The following is a 17,579-nucleotide window of genomic DNA, read 5'->3' on the forward strand; positions in this document are numbered from 1 at the left end:
GCCGCGACGAATGACGCCAAAGGTCTGCACCATGCCCTATGATCCCTCCAGCAGCGAATCCCGGTGGCAGCAGGCCTGGTCCCAGGCCGGCAGCTTCACCGCCACCCGCGACGCGCGGCCGAAATACTATGTGCTGGAGATGTTCCCCTATCCCTCGGGGCGGATCCATATGGGCCATGTGCGCAACTACACGATGGGCGACGTGGTGGCCCGCTTCAAGCGCGCGCAGGGGTATTCCGTGCTGCACCCGATGGGCTGGGACGCCTTCGGGATGCCGGCCGAGAATGCCGCGATGGAGCAGGGCGGCCATCCGCGCGACTGGACCTATGCCAATATCGCCACGATGAAGACGCAGTTGAAGCCGCTGGGCCTGTCGATCGACTGGTCGCGCGAATTCGCCACCTGCGACGACGATTATGTGGCCCAGCAGCAGGCGCTGTTCCTGGACATGCTGGACGCGGGCCTTATCACCCGCAAGTCCGCGCAGGTGAACTGGGATCCGGTGGACATGACGGTGCTGGCCAACGAGCAGGTGATCGACGGCAAGGGCTGGCGATCCGGGGCGACGGTCGAGCGGCGCGAGCTGACGCAATGGTTCTTCCGCATCTCGGATTATTCGGACGAATTGCTGTCGGCGCTGGACGGGCTAACCGGCTGGCCCGAGAAGGTGCGGCTGATGCAGTCGAACTGGATCGGCAAGTCGCGCGGGCTGCAATTCCGGTTCCAGACCGTCGATGCGCCCGAGGACTTCGCGCAGATCGAGGTCTATACCACCCGCCCCGACACGCTGATGGGGGCAAGCTTCGTCGCGCTGTCGCCGGATCACCCGCTGGTGCGCGATCTGGCCGCCGCCGATCCGCGCGTTGCCGCTTTCGTCGAGGAGTGCCGCAAGATCGGCACGACCGAGGAGGCCATCGAGACGGCGCCCAAGCTGGGCTTCGATACCGGGCTGACGGTGCGCCATCCGCTGGATCCCGATTGGCAATTGCCGATCTGGATCGCGAATTTCGTGCTGATGGATTACGGCACCGGCGCGATCTTCGGCAGCCCGGCGCATGACGAACGCGACCACGAATTCGCCACGAAATACGGGCTGCCGATCCGCGCGACCTTCGGCGAACGCGGCATGACGCAGGATCAGGCCGATGCGCTGGTCGCCAAGGCCCCCTTCGTGCCGCTGAAATCCGAGACCGTCACCTATGTGCGCGGCTTCGCGGGCGAGGCCGACCAGACCGGAGAGGCCGCCGTGGACGCCGCCATCGCCCATGCCGAGGCCCATGGCTATGGCGAGGGCGTGACCAAGTTCCGCCTGCGCGACTGGGGCATCTCGCGGCAGCGCTATTGGGGCTGTCCGATCCCGGTCGTGCATTGTGACACCTGCGGCACCGTGCCCGAGAAGAAAGAGAACCTGCCTGTTCTGCTGCCGCAGGATGTCAGTTTCGATCAGCCGGGCAATCCGCTGGACCGGCATCCCTCGTGGCGGCAGGTGCCTTGCCCGGTCTGCGGCAATGCCGCCCGGCGCGAGACGGATACGATGGATACCTTCGTCGATTCGTCCTGGTATTACGCGCGCTTCACCAGCCCCCATGCGCCGACGCCGACCGACCGGGCGGATGCCGATTACTGGATGAACGTGGACCAGTATATCGGCGGGATCGAACACGCGATCCTGCACCTGCTCTATTCCCGCTTTTTCGCCCGCGCGATGGTCAAGACCGGCCATCTGCCGGAAAGCGCGAAGGAACCGTTCGACGCGCTGTTCACGCAAGGCATGGTCACGCACGAGATCTACAGGACCACCGACGACCGGGGCCGCCCGGTCTATCACCTGCCCGAGGATGTGACCGAGGGCAGGCTGGCGGACGGCACGGCGGTCGAGATCATCCCCTCGGCCAAGATGTCGAAGTCGAAGAAGAACGTGGTCGATCCGGTCAATATCGTCGCCAATTTCGGCGCCGACACCGCGCGCTGGTTCATGCTGTCGGACAGCCCGCCCGAACGCGACGTGGAATGGACCGCCGCCGGGGCCGAGGCCGCCAACAAGTTCCTGGCCCGCGTCTGGCGTCTGGCCGACGAGGCCGGCGAGGGGGGTGACGATCCCGACCTGACCCGCGCCGCGCATCGCGCCATCGCCGATGTGACCAAGGCCATCGAGGGATTCGCCTTCAACAAGGCGGTCGCCAAGATCTATGAACTGGCCAATGCCGTGGGCAAGTCCAGGGCAGGCGGCGAGTCGCGCAAGGCCGCGCTGCGGATTCTGGCGCAGTTGATGGGGCCGATGGTCCCGCATCTGGCCGAGGATGTCTGGGCCATGGCGGGCGGGCAGGGCCTGCTGGTCGATGCGCCCTGGCCCAGACCCGATCCGGCGATGCTGGAGGATGACACCGTCACCCTGCCGATCCAGATCAACGGCAAGCGCCGGGCCGAGATCTCGGTCGCCAAGGACATGCCCAAGGACCAGATCGAGGCGATGGTGCTGGCCGACGAAACCGTGCTGAAATTTCTGGAAGGCGCGGCGCCCAAGAAGCTGATCGTCGTGCCGGGGCGGATCGTCAATGTGGTCGCCTGACCGCCGGACCGCCCTGCTGGGGTTGCTGGCCCTGTCCGCCTGCGGGCTGACGCCGGTCTATGGCCCGAACGGGGCGGGCCGGCGGCTGTTCGGCAAGGTCCGGCCGCGCGATCCGCAGACCTATCAGGATTTCGCCTTCAACCGCCGCCTGGGCGAACGGCTGGGCGGCGAGGGGTCGGATTATGACCTGGATTACCGGCTGAATGTCGGTGTGGTGGCGCAGGCGATCACCCCCGACGAGGTGACGAATCGCTATTCGCTGAACGGCACCGCCGATTTCGTGCTGAAAGATCGCGCGGGTCGGGTGCTGACGCAGGGCCGGGTCAGCAACTTCTCGTCCTATTCCACCACCGGCACGACCATCGCCACGCTGTCGGCCGAAGGCGACGCGCGGTCGCGGCTGGCCGAGATGCTGGCCGATCAGGTCGTCACGCGGCTGCTGGCGGCATCGGCGCAACTGCCCGAATGACCGGCGCATGATCCTCAGGGGGGCGGAAATCGCGCGCTATCTGGCGCGGCCCGATCCCTCGCGCCCGGCGTTGCTGATCCATGGGCAGGACGCGATGCGCGTCGCCATGAAGCGGGCCGAGGCGGTCAAGGCGCTGGTCGGCGAGAAGGCCGACGAGGAGATGCGCCTGACCCGCCTGCCCGGCAGCGGCCTGCGCAAGGATTCCGCGCAACTGCTGGATGCGGTCAAGGAGGTCGGCTTCTTTCCCGGCCCCCGCGTCGTGCTGGTCGAGGATACGCCCGACACCGCCGCTGACGCGATTCGCGCGGCGCTGTCGGACTGGCGCGCGGGCGATGCGGTGATCGTGGTGACGGCGGGGGGCCTGGGCAAATCCTCGGCCCTGCGCAAGCTGTTCGAGCCGCATCCCGCCGCCGTGACGGCGCCGATCTATGACGATCCGCCGGGCGAGGAGGAGGTCTTGCGCTGGCTGGCCGAGGCCGGTCTGCGCCAGGTGCCGCCGCCGGCGATGAAGGACATGATGGCGCTGGCCCGCGCCCTGGATCCGGGCGATCTGCGCCAGACGATCGAGAAGATCGGGCTTTACAAGCATGGCGACGACACGCCCCTGACGTCCCAGGAGATCGCCCTGATGGCCCCCGCCACCATCGAGGCCGACCTGGACGAGCTGATCCATATCGTCGCCGAACGGCGCGAGGCGGAATTCGGCCCGATGATGCGCCGGATCGAGGGGCAGGGGGTGAACCCCGTCACGCTGTGCATCGCCGCGCTGCGCCACTTCCGCGCCCTGCACGCCGCCGCCGCCGATCCCGCCGGGCCGGGGGTGGCGCTGTCGCGGATGCGCCCGCCGGTCTTTGGCCCGCGCCGCGACCGGATGGAGCGGCAGGCCCAGGGCTGGGGCATGGCGCCCCTGGAAGAGGCGATGCGGTCGCTGCTGGATTGCGACCTGACGTTGCGCAGTTCGAGCCGCGCGCCGCAGATGGCGCTGATCGAACGCGCGCTGATCCGGCTGGCGATGACCCCTCGGGGGCGCCGGTGACGGAGGCGGTCGACGCGCTGGTGATCGGCGCGGGACCGGCGGGGCTGATGGCGGCCGAGGCCCTGGCCGCGCCGGGCCGCCGCGTGGTGGTGGCCGAGGCGATGCCGACGCCCGCGCGGAAATTCCTGATGGCGGGGAAGTCGGGGCTGAACCTGACCAGGGACGAGCCGTTCGAGGCGTTCGCGCGCAGGTTCGCTGTCGGAACCGGGGCTTTGCCCCGGACCCCAGGATATTGGGGTGAAGAAGAAAGGTTCGGACCTGCCGACGTCATGGCCTGGGCGCGGGGCCTTGGGATCGAGCTGTTCACCGGATCGACGGGGCGGGTGTTTCCGGTGGGAATGAAGGCCTCGCCCCTGCTGCGGGCCTGGCTGGGACGGTTGGGCGCGGCGGGGGTGGAGCTGCGGACCCGCTGGCGCTGGATCGGGGGCGGCTTCCGGTTCCAGACGCCCGATGGTGTGGCAGAGATCGCGCCGCGCGTGACGGTGCTGGCGTTGGGCGGGGCAAGCTGGCCCCGGCTGGGATCGGATGCGGCCTGGGTGCCGTGGTTGCGGGCGGCGGGGGTCGGCGTCGCGTCGTTCCGGCCCGCGAATATGGGGTTCCGCGTCGCCTGGTCGCCGCAGATGGCGCGGCATTTCGGGGTGGCGGTGAAGGGGACCGCGCTGCGCGCGGGGGATCTGGTCAGCCGGGGCGAATGGATCATCGGCCGACAGCGGATCGAGGGGGGCGGGATCTATGGGATCTCGGCCGCGATGCGGGAGGGGGCGGCGGGGCATGTCGATCTGGCGCCGGATCTGGACCATCCGACGCTGGCGGCGCGATTCGCGCGGCCCAGGGGCAAGCTGTCGCTGGGCAACTGGCTGCGCCGGGTGCTGGACGATCCGGTCAAGGTCGCGCTGCTGCTGGAATGGGGCAGGCCCTTGCCCGCCGATGCCGCGGCCTGGGCGGCCCTGGCCAAGGCCCTGCCGCTGCGCCACGCGGGGGCGATGGGGATCGAGACGGCGATTTCCAGTGCCGGGGGCGTGACCTGGGATTCGCTGGGCCCGGACCAGGAACTGCGCGCGCTGCCCGATGTCTTTGCCGCCGGAGAGATGCTGGACTGGGAGGCGCCGACCGGCGGCTATCTTCTGACCGCCTGCTTGGGCAGCGGGCTGCACGCCGGACGGGCAGCCGCGCGGCGGCTTGCCGCCCAGAGGGCCGATCGAGCCCTGCGCGCTTGATAGGGCAGCGATCATGACCTATGCTGCGGTCAAGGGAGGAAACCACTTCTGCCAGGCAAAGGGTTTTCCGATGGCCTACACGATCACCCATTTCTCGCCCGAGACGCGCAGCCGCATCGACGCCTTCTTCAACCGCTTCGGCCAAGGCATGAACGCCTATCTGGAATCGCGGGCGCGGTCCGCGCAGATCGAGGCGCTGGAGGCGAAATCCGACGCCGAACTGGCGCGCATGGGCCTGACCCGCGACGGGATCGTCGCCCATGTGTTCCGCGACGTCTTCTGGATCTGACCGGAATCAGCCTTTCCAGTCGATCACCATCTGGGTCTGCGTGACGATGGCCGCGACCTTGCCGTCGCCGCGCGTGATGGTGGTCTGCCAGATCTGCGTCGTGCGGCCGATATGCAGCGGCAGGCTGACGGCGCGGGCCATGTCGCCCAGGCGGATCGGGCGCAGGAAGTTGGTCTTGCTTTCCAGCGTGGTGGTGGTCTTGTCCTGGGGCAGGTTCAGGAAGGTGCCGGTGCCCCCGGCATTGTCGGCAAGCCCCATGATCGCGCCGCCGTGCAGCACGCCGTTGCGGTTGGCCAGGGCCTGCGTCACCGGCATCTCGAATTCGACGCGCTCGGGCGTGGCCGAGACCAGCCGCGCGCCGATATGGACGGCGAATTCGGGCTGGTCGTCGGCATCGCGTCTGGTGTGATCGTCCATGAAGTTTCCCTTCCGCTGCCCGGCCATATCAACCGGGCAGGGCGCCAAGGGCAAGCGTCACGATTTGCGGCAGGCCACCAGCTGCGCCCGATACATCTGCGCGCGCTGGCCGACCTGGTTCGCCACCCGCACCAGCCAGGGCTTCGACAGATAGGATTGCCGCGCAAAGCCCGACCGGCCTTCGTGATAGGCCAGATACTGCCCCGTCGCGTCCCATTTCGAGATGCCCAGCTTGCGTGCGGAATTGTGCATGTACCAGCCCATGAAATCCGTCGCGTGGCGGATGTTGTCGCGCTTGGCCCGGCGGTTGCCGGTTTCCTTCTGGTATTCCTCCCACGTGCCGTCCAGGGCTTGGGAATAGCCGAAGGCGCTGGACTGGCGGCCGATGGGAATCACCCCAAGCGCGTATTGATGCGGCGTCCGCGCGTCGCCGATGAATTTCGATTCCTGGTGGATCGCGGCCATCTGCACATGGATCGGCACGCCCCATCTGCGTTCCGTGGCCTTCATCGCCCGGTAATAGGCGGGCCGTTCCGCCACGATGGCGCAAGCGTTGTCCAGCTGCCGGGGCGCCGAATAGTTGCCGCCGCCGCATGACGCGACCAGCCCGACGATCGCGAGTTTCAGAAGCCTGCTCATCCTGCCCTCTTGTCGTTTTCCGGGAATATTACGGAAAACGACGGGCGGATGAAATCACAAAGCCGGAAGATCAGACCGACAGCACCGCCTGAACCGCCCGTTGCCAAGCGGAATAACGCCGGTCGCGGTCCTCGGCGGCAATCTGCGGTTCGAAGCGGCGGTCAAGCCGCCAGGCCGTCGCGTATTCGTCGGGCGGCGGGCACAGCCCCGCGCGGTATCCCGCCAGCCAAGCCGCGCCCTGGGCGGTGGTTTCGGTGTTCTTCGGCCGGTCCACCGGGGCGCCCAGGATGTCGGCCAGGAATTGCATCGCCGGTTCGCTGGCGGTCATGCCGCCATCGACGCGCAGCACCGCCTCGTCCGCCTGAGGCCAGTCGGCGTGCATCGCTTGCAGCAGGTCGCGGGTCTGGAAGCCGACGCTTTCCAGGGCGGCGCGGGCGAATTCGGCGGGTCCGGTGTTGCGCGTCAGGCCGAACACCGCGCCGCGCGCATTCGGCGCCCAATGCGGCGCGCCAAGGCCGGTGAAGGCCGGGACCATGATCACCTGCTGGCTGTCGTCGGCCCTGGCGGACAGGGCCTGTGTCTCGCCTGCCTCGCGGATCAGCTTCAGCCCGTCGCGCAGCCATTGCACCACCGCGCCCGCGATGAAGATCGAGCCTTCCAGCGCATAGGTGGTCTTCCCGTCCAACCTGTAGGCGATGGTCGTCAGCAGCCGGTTCTGCGACCGAACCGCCTGGTCGCCGGTGTTCAGCAGCGCGAAACAGCCGGTTCCATAGGTCGATTTCATCATCCCCGGCCGGAAACAGGCCTGCCCCACGGTGGCCGCCTGCTGGTCGCCCGCAACCCCGGTGATGGGGATTTCGCGGCCGAACAGGTCGGGGCGGGTGGTGCCGAAATCGTCGGCGCTGTCGCGCACCTCGGGCAGCAGTTCGGGGGGGATGCCGAACAGGCGGCACATGTCGCCCGACCAGCAGCCCTTGCGGATGTCATAGAGCAGGGTCCGGCTGGCATTGGTCGCGTCGGTGACATGCGACCGGCCGCCGGTCAGCTTCCAGATCAGGAAGCTGTCCACGGTGCCGAAGGCCAGTTCCCCGGCGCGGGCGCGGTCGCGGGCGCCTTCGACATGATCCAGCAGCCAGGCGATCTTGGTGGCGCTGAAATAGGGGTCCAGCAGCAGGCCGGTGGTGTCGGTCACCTGATCCTCGGCCCCGTCGTCGCGCAGCCGGTCGCAGATCTCGGCGGTGCGGCGGTCCTGCCAGACGATGGCGCGGTGGATCGGCTGGCCGGTCCTGCGGTCCCAGATCACCACGGTTTCCCGCTGATTGGTGATACCGATGGCGTCGATGCGCGGGGCGCCCGCCTTTTCGATGGCGGCGCGGGCGGTTCCGGCGCTGCTGGTCCAGATGTCGTTCGGGTCGTGTTCCACCCAGCCCGAGCGGGGGAAATGCTGGGGAAACTCGTGCTGCGCGGTGGCCTGCACCCCCAGGTCGTCGCTGAACACCAGCGCGCGGGACGAGGTGGTCCCCTGATCCATCGCCAGAATCGTCATCTGTCCCGCCCCTTCATCAATCCCCCGATGGCGGCCAGGTCGGCCGCCCCCTTGTCCGCCAGAAGCCGTTCCAGCGCCTCGTAATGCCGCAGCACCGCCTGGCCGGTCGCCGTGACCCTGGCCCCGCCGCCGCCCGCGCCGCCCCGGCTGCTGTCCACCAGCGGGCTGGCGAAGGCCGCGTTCATTTCCTCGACCAGGGACCAGGCGCGCTTGTAGCTCATCCCCATCCGGCGCCCGGCGGCCGAGATGGATCCGTGCTGGTCGATCAGCCGCAGCAGTTGCGCCTTGCCCGGACCCAGCACCAGCGGCGTGTCGTATTCCAGGCGCAGCTTGATCCGGGGGGTGGGGTCGGTCATCGCGATTCGGTTCCTGTCTTTGCGGCAGGTTAGCCCTGGACCCCGTGCGACGCCACGACGCGCTTGGCCTGCGGGACGCGCCCGGCCTATGTTGGCCGCGCAACCAAGGGAAGGGGTTCGTCATGTCCACCGAAATCGTCATCCTGTCCGGGGCGCGCACCGCCATCGGCACCTTCGGCGGCAGCCTGGCCGCCGTTCCGCCCATCGACCTGGCCGCGACCGTGACCCGCGCCGCGATGGAGCGGGCGGGCATCGCCCCCGACCGCATCGGGCAGGTGGTCTTCGGCCATGTCATCAACACCGAGCCCCGCGACATGTATCTGTCGCGCGTGGCGATGCTGAACGCCGGCATCCCCGACACCACGCCCGCGATGAACGTGAACCGGCTGTGCGGGTCGGGCGCGCAGGCCATCGTCTCGGCCGCGCAGGCGCTGATGCTGGGGGACGCCGACTTCGCGGTCGCGGGCGGTGCGGAAAGCATGAGCCGGGCGCCCTATGCCGTGCCGTCGGCGCGATTCGGCGCGAAGATGGGCGACCAGACGATGCTGGACATGATGACCGGCGCGCTGACCTGCCCGATGGGCACCGGGCATATGGGCGTGACGGCGGAAAACGTCGCGGCGGAACATGATGTCAGCCGTCAGGCGCAGGACGAATTCGCCCTGGAATCGCAGCGCCGGGCGGCGGCGGCCATCGCGGCGGGGCATTTCCGCGACCAGATCGTGCCGATCGAGATCAAGACCCGCAAGGGGGTGGTGGCCTTCGACACGGACGAGCATCCCAAGGAAACCAGCCTTGAAAAGCTGGGCGCGCTGACGGCGGTGTTCCGCAAGGACGGCAGCGTCACGGCGGGCAATGCCAGCGGCATCAACGACGGGGCGGCGGCGCTTGTGCTGGCGCGAGCGGATGCGGCGCAGGCGGCGGGGCTGACGCCGCGGGCACGGATCCTCGGCTATGCGGTGGCCGGGGTGCGCCCCGAGGTGATGGGCATCGGCCCGATCCCGGCGGTGGAGCGGTTGCTGGAAAAGACCGGGCTGTCGGTCGGCGATTTCGACGTGATCGAATCGAACGAGGCCTTCGCCGCGCAGGCCCTGGCGGTGAACAAGGGGCTGGGACTGGATCCCGCCAAGGTCAACCCGAACGGCGGCGCCATCGCGCTCGGCCATCCGGTCGGCGCGACGGGCGCGATCCTCACCGTCAAGACGCTGTACGAACTGGAGCGTATCGGCGGCCGGCGCGGGCTGATCACCATGTGCATCGGCGGCGGGCAGGGGATCGCGCTGGCGATCGAGCGGGTCTGACGCCTAGGCAGGCCGGGGCCGCGCGGGCTGGCGCGACAGGCGCAGCGCCGCGATCCCGGCCAGGATGATCACCGCGCCGCCCAGGATGGTCAGGGCGTCGGGGGTTTCGGAAAACACCGCCGCGCCCGCCACCATCGCAAAGACCAGGCGCGTATAGCGGAACGGGGTGACGGCGCCGATCTGGCCCGTGCGCATCGCCACCGTCAGGAAGGTATAGGCGCAGACCCCCGCCGCCGATGCCGCCAGCAGGCCCGCCCAGGTGGCGGCGTCGGGCGCGGCCAGGGGACCGCCGAAGGGCAGGGCGATCAGGCCCGCGACGATCAGCATCGAAAAGCCCAGGACGCCCAGTTGCCGGAACGACATCGACACGGGCGCGGCGCGGGTCGCCAGATCGCGGCCCGCGAAACCCAGCATGGCGGCCACCGCCAGCAGGGACAGCGGCCCGAACCCCTCGGTTCCCGGCCGCAGGATCAGCAGCACCCCCAGGAAACCGAAGGCGACCGCCAGCCAGCGGCGCGGCCCGATCCGTTCCCCGAACAGCAGCGCGGCGCCCACCATCACCACCAGAGGCGTCGCCTGAAGGATGGCCGAGGCGGTCGAAAGCGGCGTCAGCGCGATGGCCAGCATATAGAACAGCCGGCCCGTCACCTCGGACAGGGAGCGCAGGATCATCGGGCGGCCCCGCATGGCGCGGATCAGCGGCGGCTCGCCGGCCAGGACGGACAGCAGGGCGAAGGCCGCGGTGCCGAGGATCCCGAAGGTGATCAGCACCTGACCGGGCGGCAGGCTGGCGGCGGCGATCTTCAGCAGCGAATCCTCGACCGCGAAGCCCGCCATCGCCAGCACCATGAAGGCGGCGCCCCGCAGGTTGAAGGCGGGACCATGGCGGGCGGATTGGTGGGACATGACCGGACTTTGCTGCGATGGGAACGGACCAAGCTCGTCCCCCATCCGGGCGGCCAAGGCAAGGCGCAGGGGCAAAAGGAACGGGCCGCCCTGGCTGAGGGCGGCCCGCGAGATCCACGGAGATGGTCCGGTTAGGGATGGAAAAGCATCCGGTCCCAACCAGGGTTTACGACCCTTGGGGCTGCCCTCAGGCCACGGCCCCCCTGACTGTTCCGACACCTCTCTCCAATATCACTCTCGACACTGGACCACCTCCTTTCAATGTGTTGCCGTTGCAAGGGGAAGGGTGCCACAGATCGGGGTTCTGTCAATCAGATTATGCGCTCGGCTCGCAACAAATTGCGCACGATCAGCCGGAAAGGCACAAGGGCCAGTATCGCCAGACTCATCTTGACCATCCAGTCGGCAGTTGCGAGCGAAACCCACAGCGCCGTGACCGGGCCTTGGCCAAGCAGCGGAACCCCCTCGTTCGCCCAGCCGGTATTGGCGTCGTGGGGCAGGGCGGCGCTGAAGGCCACGGCAAAGAAGATCGCCGTGTCCAGCACCGAGCCGACCGACGACGACATCAGCGGCGCCACCCACCAGCGGCGGTTGCGCAGGACGTTGAAGACGACGATGTCGACCAGTTGCGCGACCAGGAAGGCCATGCCCGACCCGGCGGCGATTCGCAGCGTGGTCTTGTCCAGTCCCGCCGCGACCACCGAACAGGCGACGCCCACGACGAAGCCCGCCAGCACCACGCGACGGGCGGCGGCGGGGCCATAGACGCGGTTCATCACCTCGGTCACGAGGAAGGCGAAGGGATAGGTGAAGGCCCCCCAGGTCAGCCACAGGCCCACCGTGAATTGCACAAGGATGTTCGAGGCCACGACGATGATGGCCATGGCAAGGATGCCGGGCAGATAGCGGGTCATTGATCTTTTTTCCGTTTTACAAGGTCGCGGAACAACTCGGCCCCGCAGGATGCGGGACAGCGCGGCCTTAAGCGCGGCGTCGGCGGATTGTCAATCGCGCAGCCGGTATTCGACCAGTTCGGTGCGCTGCACGAACAGGAAGTTGTCGTCGGAAATCATCGTCAGGCGGATCCCCTGGCCGTCATGCCAGACCGCCAGCCCCTCCAGATTGTCGTATTGCAGCGGGCGGGTGGTCAGCAGGATTTCCTCGTTCACGGGGCCGTCGTCCGTCAGTTGCATCCGGCGCACGCGCGAGGCGAAGCCCAGGATGCCCTGGAAATCGCGCTCCAGCAGATAGAACCAGCCGTCCGGGCCGAAATCGGCGCCGACCGCTAGCCAGCGGGGATCGCGGCGGATTTCCCCGGCCTGGCGCCAGGCGCCGTCGCGGAAGGTCAGGATCGGGAAGGGCCGGCTCTCGGCCCCCGACCGTTCGGGCACGGCATGGATGATGCCGTCCCGGATCGCCAGCGCCTCCAGCCCGGAATTGTTCCGCATCCCCGGCCCCTTGGGCGGCGGGTCGAAGGCGGTGGCCCGCGCGTCGGGGTGGTCATAGCGGGCCACGCGGTCCAGGCCCTCGAAGCTGACCCAGATCGCGTCGTCCTCGCCAATGGCCAGCCCTTCGCTGTCGCCGGTATAGCCGGGGGGCAGGGGGACGCCCTTGCTGTCCTTCAGATGCACGCGCCCGGCGATGTTCATGGCCCGGATCAGGCCCTGCGAATCGCGGTCGATGCTGCCCCAGTACAGATGCGCCCGGTCGGTCAGGGCGTGGAAGGCGGTGCCGTCCGGGCTGATCTCGATCCCCGAAAAGCCGCCGAAGCTGTCGTTATCGTCGCGCCAGACGAAGGTGCCGACATAGTCCAGCGACGCGGCCGGCGCAGGGGCGCCGGCCGCGATCAGGAACAGGGCTGCAACAGCGCCTAGGGCGCGCCGGCGACAGAGCGGCATTCCCTGGGCAGTTCGCTGAGCCGGAAGGTCCGGGGGTGGCGGTAATCGGGATCGGGCGGCGTCGGATCGACCCGGCTGGGGTCGATCCGGTTCCGGATCCACTCGGCGGCCTCGGCGCAGCCGTCGCCCGGCGGCGGGGCGGGCTGGCGGTCGCAGATCGAGCCGCGCGGACAGGCCAGCCGGACGTGGAAGTGATAGTTGTGGGCGTCGATCGGCCGGATCTTGCGCAGCCAGCTGCGGTCGCCGCGTTCGGCCTGGCACATGGCGACCTTGGCCACCGGATCGACCAGGATCCGTTCGACGCGCGGATCGCGGGCGGCGGCGCGCAGGATCGCCATGTGCCCGCCGTTCCAGACAGTCGTCAGCCCGATCCCGCGCCGGTCGGCGATCGACTGCGACGAGATGTTCTCGCGCTGCTGCGGCGACAGGTTCAGCGAGGACGGCGGCAGCATCCAGATATCGGCGTCCAGCCCGATCTGGTGGCTGGCATGCCCCGAGGTCATCGGCCCGCCGCGCGGCTGGCTCATGTCGCCGATGTAAAGGCCGCGCCAGCCTGCCTGCTGCGCGGCCTGCGACAGGCCGATCAGGAAGCTGACCAGTTCGGGATGGCCCCAGTTGCGGTTGCGCGACAGGCGCATCGCCTGCCAGCTTGGCCCGGTTTCGGGCAGTTGCACGAAGCCTTGTCCGCAGCCCCTGGAATAAAAGCCGATGGACACGGCAGGGCCCGGCGCGGCGGTGCGGAAGCCGCCGAAGACATCCTTGGCCAGCGGGTCGGCGGATGCGGGCATGACAAGGCCCGCCACGATGGCGGCGGCGGTCAGGAACTTGCGGATCACTGCTCGACCTCTCCCTCGGGTTTGACCCAGACTAGCAGAACCAGCGAGACGATGAACAGCAGGATCAGCGGGGATATGCCGATCCGCTGGTTGCCGGTGGCATCGGTGACGACCGCGATCGCCAGCGGCGCCAGGAAGGCGGTGGCCTTGCCGGACAGGGCGTAAAGGCCGAAACCCTCGGTCGCGCGGGCCTCGGTCGTGTGGCGGACCATCAGGGTGCGGCTGGCGGCCTGCAACGCGCCGCCCGCCCCGCCGATCAGCGCGCCGCAGGCGAAGAACACCAGATCCGGGACATAGAACCGCCCGAAGACCGGATTCGACGGCACCGCCATGCCGAACAGCGTCTGCCGGTCCATGCCGACCACCACCAGGCAGACGCCGGTCAGGATCAGCGTGGTGGCGATGATGACGGGCTTCGGCCCCCAGGCCCGGTCGGCGCGCCCGCCTGCCCAACTGACGATGGCGGCCGAAATCGCGCTGACCACCCCGAAGACGCCCGCCAGGAACACCGGCCAGCCCAGCACCGTCCCGGCATAGACGCCGCCGAATCCATAGAGCGCGTTCAGCGCGTCGCGCGACAGCATCGACGACACCAGCCAGGCCGCGAGGCTGTGGCGGTGGCGCAGGCTGCGGATCAGCGCCCACAGCTCGCGCATCGCGGCGCCGATGCGGATGGGCTGGCGTGGGCCGCGCGGCTCGCGCACCCACAGGAAGAAGGGGATCATGAAGACGATATACCAGATCGCCACGAAGGGACCGACGAAGCGCGTGCCTTCCCGCGCCGCCGGGTCCAGGCCGAACAGCGGGTCGATGCCGATCAGCGTCTTGCCCGAGGGCGTTTCCTGGAACAGCGCCAGCATCACCGCCAGCGACACCACGCCCCCCAGATAGCCGAAGGCATAGCCCGACCCGGACAGGCGCCCGATCTCGTCCCGCGGGGCAAGGCCGGGCAGCAGGGCGTTGGTGAAGATGGTGGCGAATTCGACCCCGATCAGGCCGATGCCGAACAGCACCACCGCCTGCACCAGGGCGGGTTGCTGCGGCATCAGCCCCCACAGCCCCGCCGACCCCGCGACATAGAGGACCGAGAAGAACCAGATCCAGGGCATCCGCCGCCCGGAGGTGTCGGCGATGGCCCCCAGGATCGGCGCGCAGAGGGCGATGACGATGCCCGTCACCGACAGGCCATAGCCCCACAGCGCCTGCGCCTGCGCGCCCGCCAGCCGCAGGTCGCCGCTGACTTGCAGGAAATGGCGCTGCGCCACCTCGGCGAAATAGACCGAGAAGACGAAGGTCAGCAGAAGCGTATGAAAAGGCTGGCTGGCCCAGTCGAAGAACCACCAGCCCCAGATCCGTTTGCGGTCCATCCGCCCCTCTCGCGCCGTTCGGGCGTCATAAGGCCCAAGCGCCGTCAGGCTGGCAAGTGCGCTTTTGCGTCAGGCGGGATCTCGGGCGGCCAGGGGCGCAGCGCGTCGGCCTCGGCCCAGGCGGCGATCCAGCCGGGCAGGGGCGGGCTGTCGGGCGATGCGCCAAGCGCCGCCATGACCTCGGACGGGGGGACGATGCCCCTGGCCGAGGTGACGGCCGAGCGGATCAGCACCTGGTTGCAGCACTCGGGCCCCTTCCACATCGACTGGTCCATATAGATGAAGCGGTGGTCCCAGCCCGCCACGCGCGAAAACATCGTGAAGCGGTCGAAGGCGCGGATGCGGCGGCGATAGCGGACCGAACTGCCCGCCACGGTGATGCCCCATTTCCGACCGCGCAGGATCGGGATCAGCCCGCTGCGCTGCGCCATCGGGATGCGGCCCAGATCATAGAGCGTCAGGGTGCGGCCGTTGTTCAGCTCGATCCAGGGATCCAGATCCCAGGGCCAGCAGAGATGGGTCGAGACATGAACGTCGGTCACGCCCAGGCGCGGGGCGTTGCGGAACTTGACTATCTCTTTCGCGAAGCGGAGCAAGGGATACATCGGACATCCTTCGGCGGGGCGCTTTCGGGCGTGGACGCGTCCCACGCAATCGTCAACCGGAACGCGGCGGCAACTTGCTTGCGGAAGCCGCCGCCGCTGGGGCATACAAGGCGCGATTTCAAACCGGGGGCATGATGGGAACGCTTTACGAGGCCTTGCAACTGATCCTGCAAGTAGTGTGGTTCGTGATGATCGTCCACATCATCATGTCCTGGCTGATCAATTTCCAGGTTCTGAACCTGCGCCAGCCCCTGATCGCGCAGATCTGGGAGGGGCTGAACCGGCTGCTGGAGCCGCTGTATCGCCCGATCCGCAACATGCTGCCCAATACCGGCGGGCTGGATCTGGCGCCACTGGTCGTTTTCATCGCCATCATCATCCTGCAACGCGCGCTCGCCAATAATGCGGGCTTCTTCTACGGGATGTGATGCCCACGGATCTTCTGCGGCAGGTCTGGGGGTTCGACGGCTTCCGCCCCGGCCAGGGCGAGATCGTCGAGGCCGTGGCGGCGGGCCGCGACGTGCTGGCGATCATGCCCACCGGCGGCGGCAAGTCGCTGTGCTTCCAGTTGCCCGCGCTGATGCGCGACGGGGTGACGGTGGTGATTTCCCCGCTGATCGCCCTGATGCGCGACCAGGTGCGGGCGCTGCGCGAGGCGGGTGTGGCGGCGGGGGCGCTGACCAGCGGCAACACGGACGAGGAAACCGACGCCGTGTTCCAGGCCCTGTCGCGGGGCGAGTTGAAGCTGCTGTATATGGCGCCGGAACGGCTGGCCTCGGGCGGGACGCTGAACCTGCTGCGCGGCGCGGGCGTGACGGCGATCGCGGTGGACGAGGCGCATTGCGTCAGCCAGTGGGGCCATGATTTCCGCCCCGATTACCTGCGCATCGGCGATCTGAAGCGGTCGCTGGACGTGCCGCTGGCGGCCTTCACCGCGACGGCGGATGTCGAGACGCGGGCCGAGATCGTCACGCGCCTGTTCGACGGGCGCGCGCCGGTGACGTTCCTGCGCGGCTTCGACCGCCCGAACCTGCGGTTGGCCTTCCAGCCCAAGGACAGCCCGCGCAAGCAGGTGATGGCCTTTGTCGCCGCCCGTCGCGGCCAGTCGGGCATCGTTTATTGCGCCAGCCGCGCGCGGACCGAGACGCTGGCCCAGGCGCTGACCGAGGCCGGCCATGCCGCCGTCGCCTATCACGCCGGGCTTGAGGCCGAGACGCGGCGGCAGGTCGAGGCGCGGTTCCAGCGCGAGGACGGGCTGATCGTGGTGGCCACCATCGCCTTCGGCATGGGCATCGACAAGCCCGATATCCGCTGGGTGCTGCACGCCGACCTGCCCAAGTCGATCGAGGGCTATTACCAGGAAATCGGCCGCGCGGGCCGCGACGGCGATCCGGCCGATACGCTGACGCTCTATGGTCCCGACGACATCCGCCTGCGCCGCACTCAGATCGACGAGGGACTGGCCGATCCGGCGCGCAAGGCCGCCGACCACGCCCGGCTGAACGCGCTTCTGGGCCTGGCCGAGGCGACCGGCTGCCGACGGCGCAAGCTGCTGGCCTATTTCGGCGAGGATCTGGCGCAGGACTGCGGCAATTGCGACCTCTGCGCCGCCCCGCCCAAGCTGTTCGATGCCACCCAGGCGGTGCGCAAGGCATTGTCGGCGATGGTGCGGACCGGCGAATGGTTCGGCGCGACCCACCTGATCGACATCCTCACCGGCAATGCCACGGAAAAGGTCCGCGAACGCGGCCACGACAAGCTGCCGACATTCGGCGTGGGGCGCGAACACAACCGCGCGCAATGGCAGGCGATCTTCCGCCAGATGATGGGCCGCGACCTCTGTCGTCCCGATCCCGAACGCCACGGCGCCCTGCACCTGACCGAGGCCGCCCATCCCGTCCTGCGCGGCGAGGAAAGCGTGACCCTGCGCCAGGACACCACCGCGCCCAGGCCCGCCACCGTCCTGCGCACCCAGGTCAGCGAGGAGGACGAGCCGCTGCTCTCCGCGTTGAAGGCCAAGCGCCGCGCCCTGGCCGAGGCCGCGCGCGTCCCCGCCTATGTCATCTTCCCCGACCGCACCCTGATCGAGATGGCGACGACGCGCCCGCAGACGCTGGACCAGATGGCC

General features: G+C 68.8%; 18 protein-coding genes (1 of these 18 cut by a window edge). 8 read left to right on the top strand and 10 right to left on the bottom strand.

Going from position 1 to position 17,579, the window contains the following annotated elements; all coding sequences use genetic code 11:
* Window positions 1-31 precede the first annotated feature (31 nt).
* The 5 genes from leuS (at window position 32) to PXD02_RS01340 (ending at window position 5,580) form a co-directional block, all read left to right on the top strand.
* Window positions 32-2,569, top strand: coding sequence for a leucine--tRNA ligase (gene leuS, locus PXD02_RS01320; RefSeq protein ID WP_275105188.1), 2,538 nt, complete (start codon window positions 32-34; stop codon window positions 2,567-2,569).
* Window positions 2,556-3,038, top strand: coding sequence for an LPS assembly lipoprotein LptE (gene lptE, locus PXD02_RS01325; RefSeq protein ID WP_275105189.1), 483 nt, complete (start codon window positions 2,556-2,558; stop codon window positions 3,036-3,038). Before leuS ends, lptE begins: the two co-directional genes overlap by 14 nt.
* A 7-nt stretch (window positions 3,039-3,045) precedes the next feature.
* The gene (gene holA, locus PXD02_RS01330) at window positions 3,046-4,074 is read left to right on the top strand and encodes a DNA polymerase III subunit delta (RefSeq protein WP_275105190.1); all 1,029 of its coding nucleotides are present in this window, start codon (window positions 3,046-3,048) and stop codon (window positions 4,072-4,074) included.
* Window positions 4,071-5,291 carry a BaiN/RdsA family NAD(P)/FAD-dependent oxidoreductase gene (locus tag PXD02_RS01335; RefSeq protein ID WP_275105191.1) on the top strand — a complete coding sequence of 407 codons (1,221 nt, stop codon included), beginning with the start codon at window positions 4,071-4,073 and terminating at the stop codon, window positions 5,289-5,291. The genes holA and PXD02_RS01335 overlap by 4 nt, the downstream gene beginning before the upstream one ends.
* Before the next feature lie 70 nt (window positions 5,292-5,361).
* A complete protein-coding gene (locus tag PXD02_RS01340; protein ID WP_275105192.1) occupies window positions 5,362-5,580 on the top strand; it encodes a hypothetical protein in 219 nt (72 codons plus the stop codon).
* Between the two features lie 6 nt (window positions 5,581-5,586).
* Here the strand turns inward: PXD02_RS01340 and PXD02_RS01345 are convergent, their stop codons facing one another.
* From PXD02_RS01345 to PXD02_RS01360, 4 genes are all read right to left on the bottom strand, one after another.
* Window positions 5,587-5,997 carry a PaaI family thioesterase gene (locus PXD02_RS01345; protein WP_275105193.1) on the bottom strand — a complete coding sequence of 137 codons (411 nt, stop codon included), beginning with the start codon at window positions 5,995-5,997 and terminating at the stop codon, window positions 5,587-5,589.
* Between the two features lie 57 nt (window positions 5,998-6,054).
* A complete protein-coding gene (locus tag PXD02_RS01350; RefSeq protein ID WP_275105194.1) occupies window positions 6,055-6,636 on the bottom strand; it encodes a transglycosylase SLT domain-containing protein in 582 nt (193 codons plus the stop codon).
* A 70-nt stretch (window positions 6,637-6,706) separates the two neighbouring features.
* Window positions 6,707-8,182, bottom strand: coding sequence for a glycerol kinase GlpK (gene glpK / locus PXD02_RS01355; protein ID WP_275105195.1), 1,476 nt, complete (start codon window positions 8,180-8,182; stop codon window positions 6,707-6,709).
* Window positions 8,179-8,538 (bottom strand): winged helix-turn-helix domain-containing protein, encoded by a 360-nt coding sequence (locus tag PXD02_RS01360; RefSeq protein ID WP_275105196.1) that lies wholly within the window; start codon window positions 8,536-8,538, stop codon window positions 8,179-8,181. The genes glpK and PXD02_RS01360 overlap by 4 nt, the downstream gene beginning before the upstream one ends.
* A 122-nt stretch (window positions 8,539-8,660) precedes the next feature.
* Here PXD02_RS01360 and PXD02_RS01365 point away from each other — a divergent pair, with 122 nt between their 5' ends.
* On the top strand, window positions 8,661-9,839 hold the full coding sequence (locus PXD02_RS01365) for an acetyl-CoA C-acyltransferase family protein (RefSeq protein WP_275105197.1): 1,179 nt from the start codon (window positions 8,661-8,663) through the stop codon (window positions 9,837-9,839).
* Between the two features lie 3 nt (window positions 9,840-9,842).
* On the opposite strand, the gene PXD02_RS01370 is transcribed toward PXD02_RS01365, so the two are convergent.
* The 6 genes from PXD02_RS01370 to PXD02_RS01395 form a co-directional block, all read right to left on the bottom strand.
* Complete coding sequence (locus tag PXD02_RS01370; protein WP_275105198.1) at window positions 9,843-10,745, bottom strand: DMT family transporter; 903 nt, start codon at window positions 10,743-10,745, stop codon at window positions 9,843-9,845.
* Window positions 10,746-11,056: 311 nt separating this feature from the next.
* Window positions 11,057-11,659, bottom strand: coding sequence for a queuosine precursor transporter (locus PXD02_RS01375; protein WP_275105199.1), 603 nt, complete (start codon window positions 11,657-11,659; stop codon window positions 11,057-11,059).
* A 90-nt stretch (window positions 11,660-11,749) separates the two neighbouring features.
* Window positions 11,750-12,643: an esterase-like activity of phytase family protein gene (locus tag PXD02_RS01380; RefSeq protein ID WP_275105200.1), complete on the bottom strand. Its 894-nt coding sequence runs from the start codon at window positions 12,641-12,643 to the stop codon at window positions 11,750-11,752.
* Entirely contained in the window at window positions 12,616-13,479 is an 864-nt protein-coding gene (gene mepA / locus PXD02_RS01385; RefSeq protein ID WP_275105201.1) for a penicillin-insensitive murein endopeptidase, read from the bottom strand. The genes PXD02_RS01380 and mepA overlap by 28 nt, the downstream gene beginning before the upstream one ends.
* The gene (locus PXD02_RS01390) at window positions 13,476-14,846 is read right to left on the bottom strand and encodes an MFS transporter (RefSeq protein ID WP_275105202.1); all 1,371 of its coding nucleotides are present in this window, start codon (window positions 14,844-14,846) and stop codon (window positions 13,476-13,478) included. Before PXD02_RS01390 ends, mepA begins: the two co-directional genes overlap by 4 nt.
* A 44-nt stretch (window positions 14,847-14,890) precedes the next feature.
* On the bottom strand, window positions 14,891-15,451 hold the full coding sequence (locus PXD02_RS01395; protein ID WP_275105203.1) for an acyl-CoA thioesterase: 561 nt from the start codon (window positions 15,449-15,451) through the stop codon (window positions 14,891-14,893).
* 134 nt (window positions 15,452-15,585) lie between these two features.
* Here PXD02_RS01395 and PXD02_RS01400 point away from each other — a divergent pair, with 134 nt between their 5' ends.
* Complete coding sequence (locus PXD02_RS01400) at window positions 15,586-15,879, top strand: YggT family protein (protein ID WP_275106336.1); 294 nt, start codon at window positions 15,586-15,588, stop codon at window positions 15,877-15,879.
* On the top strand, window positions 15,879-17,579 hold the 5' portion of the coding sequence (recQ, locus tag PXD02_RS01405) for a DNA helicase RecQ (RefSeq protein WP_275105204.1). 330 nt of this gene lie beyond the right edge of the window; 1,701 of the gene's 2,031 nt are visible here — the first part of the coding sequence; it begins with the start codon at window positions 15,879-15,881; the stop codon falls past the right edge of the window. The genes PXD02_RS01400 and recQ overlap by 1 nt, the downstream gene beginning before the upstream one ends.

Origin of the sequence: Paracoccus sp. S3-43 (assembly GCF_029027965.1) — a bacterium.
Lineage (GTDB): Bacteria > Pseudomonadota > Alphaproteobacteria > Rhodobacterales > Rhodobacteraceae > Paracoccus.

What these genes read in the sequence shown, in the direction of transcription:
- PXD02_RS01345 (WP_275105193.1), bottom strand. Translation starts at nt 5,997, where the DNA reads ATGGACGATCACACCAGACGCGATGCCGACGACCAGCCCGAATTCGCC.
- PXD02_RS01390 (WP_275105202.1), bottom strand. Translation starts at nt 14,846, where the DNA reads ATGGACCGCAAACGGATCTGGGGCTGGTGGTTCTTCGACTGGGCCAGC.
- PXD02_RS01395 (WP_275105203.1), bottom strand. Translation starts at nt 15,451, where the DNA reads ATGTATCCCTTGCTCCGCTTCGCGAAAGAGATAGTCAAGTTCCGCAAC.
- PXD02_RS01360 (WP_275105196.1), bottom strand. Translation starts at nt 8,538, where the DNA reads ATGACCGACCCCACCCCCCGGATCAAGCTGCGCCTGGAATACGACACG.
- PXD02_RS01375 (WP_275105199.1), bottom strand. Translation starts at nt 11,659, where the DNA reads ATGACCCGCTATCTGCCCGGCATCCTTGCCATGGCCATCATCGTCGTG.
- glpK (WP_275105195.1), bottom strand. Translation starts at nt 8,182, where the DNA reads ATGACGATTCTGGCGATGGATCAGGGGACCACCTCGTCCCGCGCGCTG.
- PXD02_RS01400 (WP_275106336.1), top strand. Translation starts at nt 15,586, where the DNA reads ATGGGAACGCTTTACGAGGCCTTGCAACTGATCCTGCAAGTAGTGTGG.
- PXD02_RS01380 (WP_275105200.1), bottom strand. Translation starts at nt 12,643, where the DNA reads ATGCCGCTCTGTCGCCGGCGCGCCCTAGGCGCTGTTGCAGCCCTGTTC.
- lptE (WP_275105189.1), top strand. Translation starts at nt 2,556, where the DNA reads ATGTGGTCGCCTGACCGCCGGACCGCCCTGCTGGGGTTGCTGGCCCTG.
- PXD02_RS01350 (WP_275105194.1), bottom strand. Translation starts at nt 6,636, where the DNA reads ATGAGCAGGCTTCTGAAACTCGCGATCGTCGGGCTGGTCGCGTCATGC.
- PXD02_RS01365 (WP_275105197.1), top strand. Translation starts at nt 8,661, where the DNA reads ATGTCCACCGAAATCGTCATCCTGTCCGGGGCGCGCACCGCCATCGGC.
- PXD02_RS01340 (WP_275105192.1), top strand. Translation starts at nt 5,362, where the DNA reads ATGGCCTACACGATCACCCATTTCTCGCCCGAGACGCGCAGCCGCATC.
- holA (WP_275105190.1), top strand. Translation starts at nt 3,046, where the DNA reads ATGATCCTCAGGGGGGCGGAAATCGCGCGCTATCTGGCGCGGCCCGAT.
- PXD02_RS01370 (WP_275105198.1), bottom strand. Translation starts at nt 10,745, where the DNA reads ATGTCCCACCAATCCGCCCGCCATGGTCCCGCCTTCAACCTGCGGGGC.
- leuS (WP_275105188.1), top strand. Translation starts at nt 32, where the DNA reads ATGCCCTATGATCCCTCCAGCAGCGAATCCCGGTGGCAGCAGGCCTGG.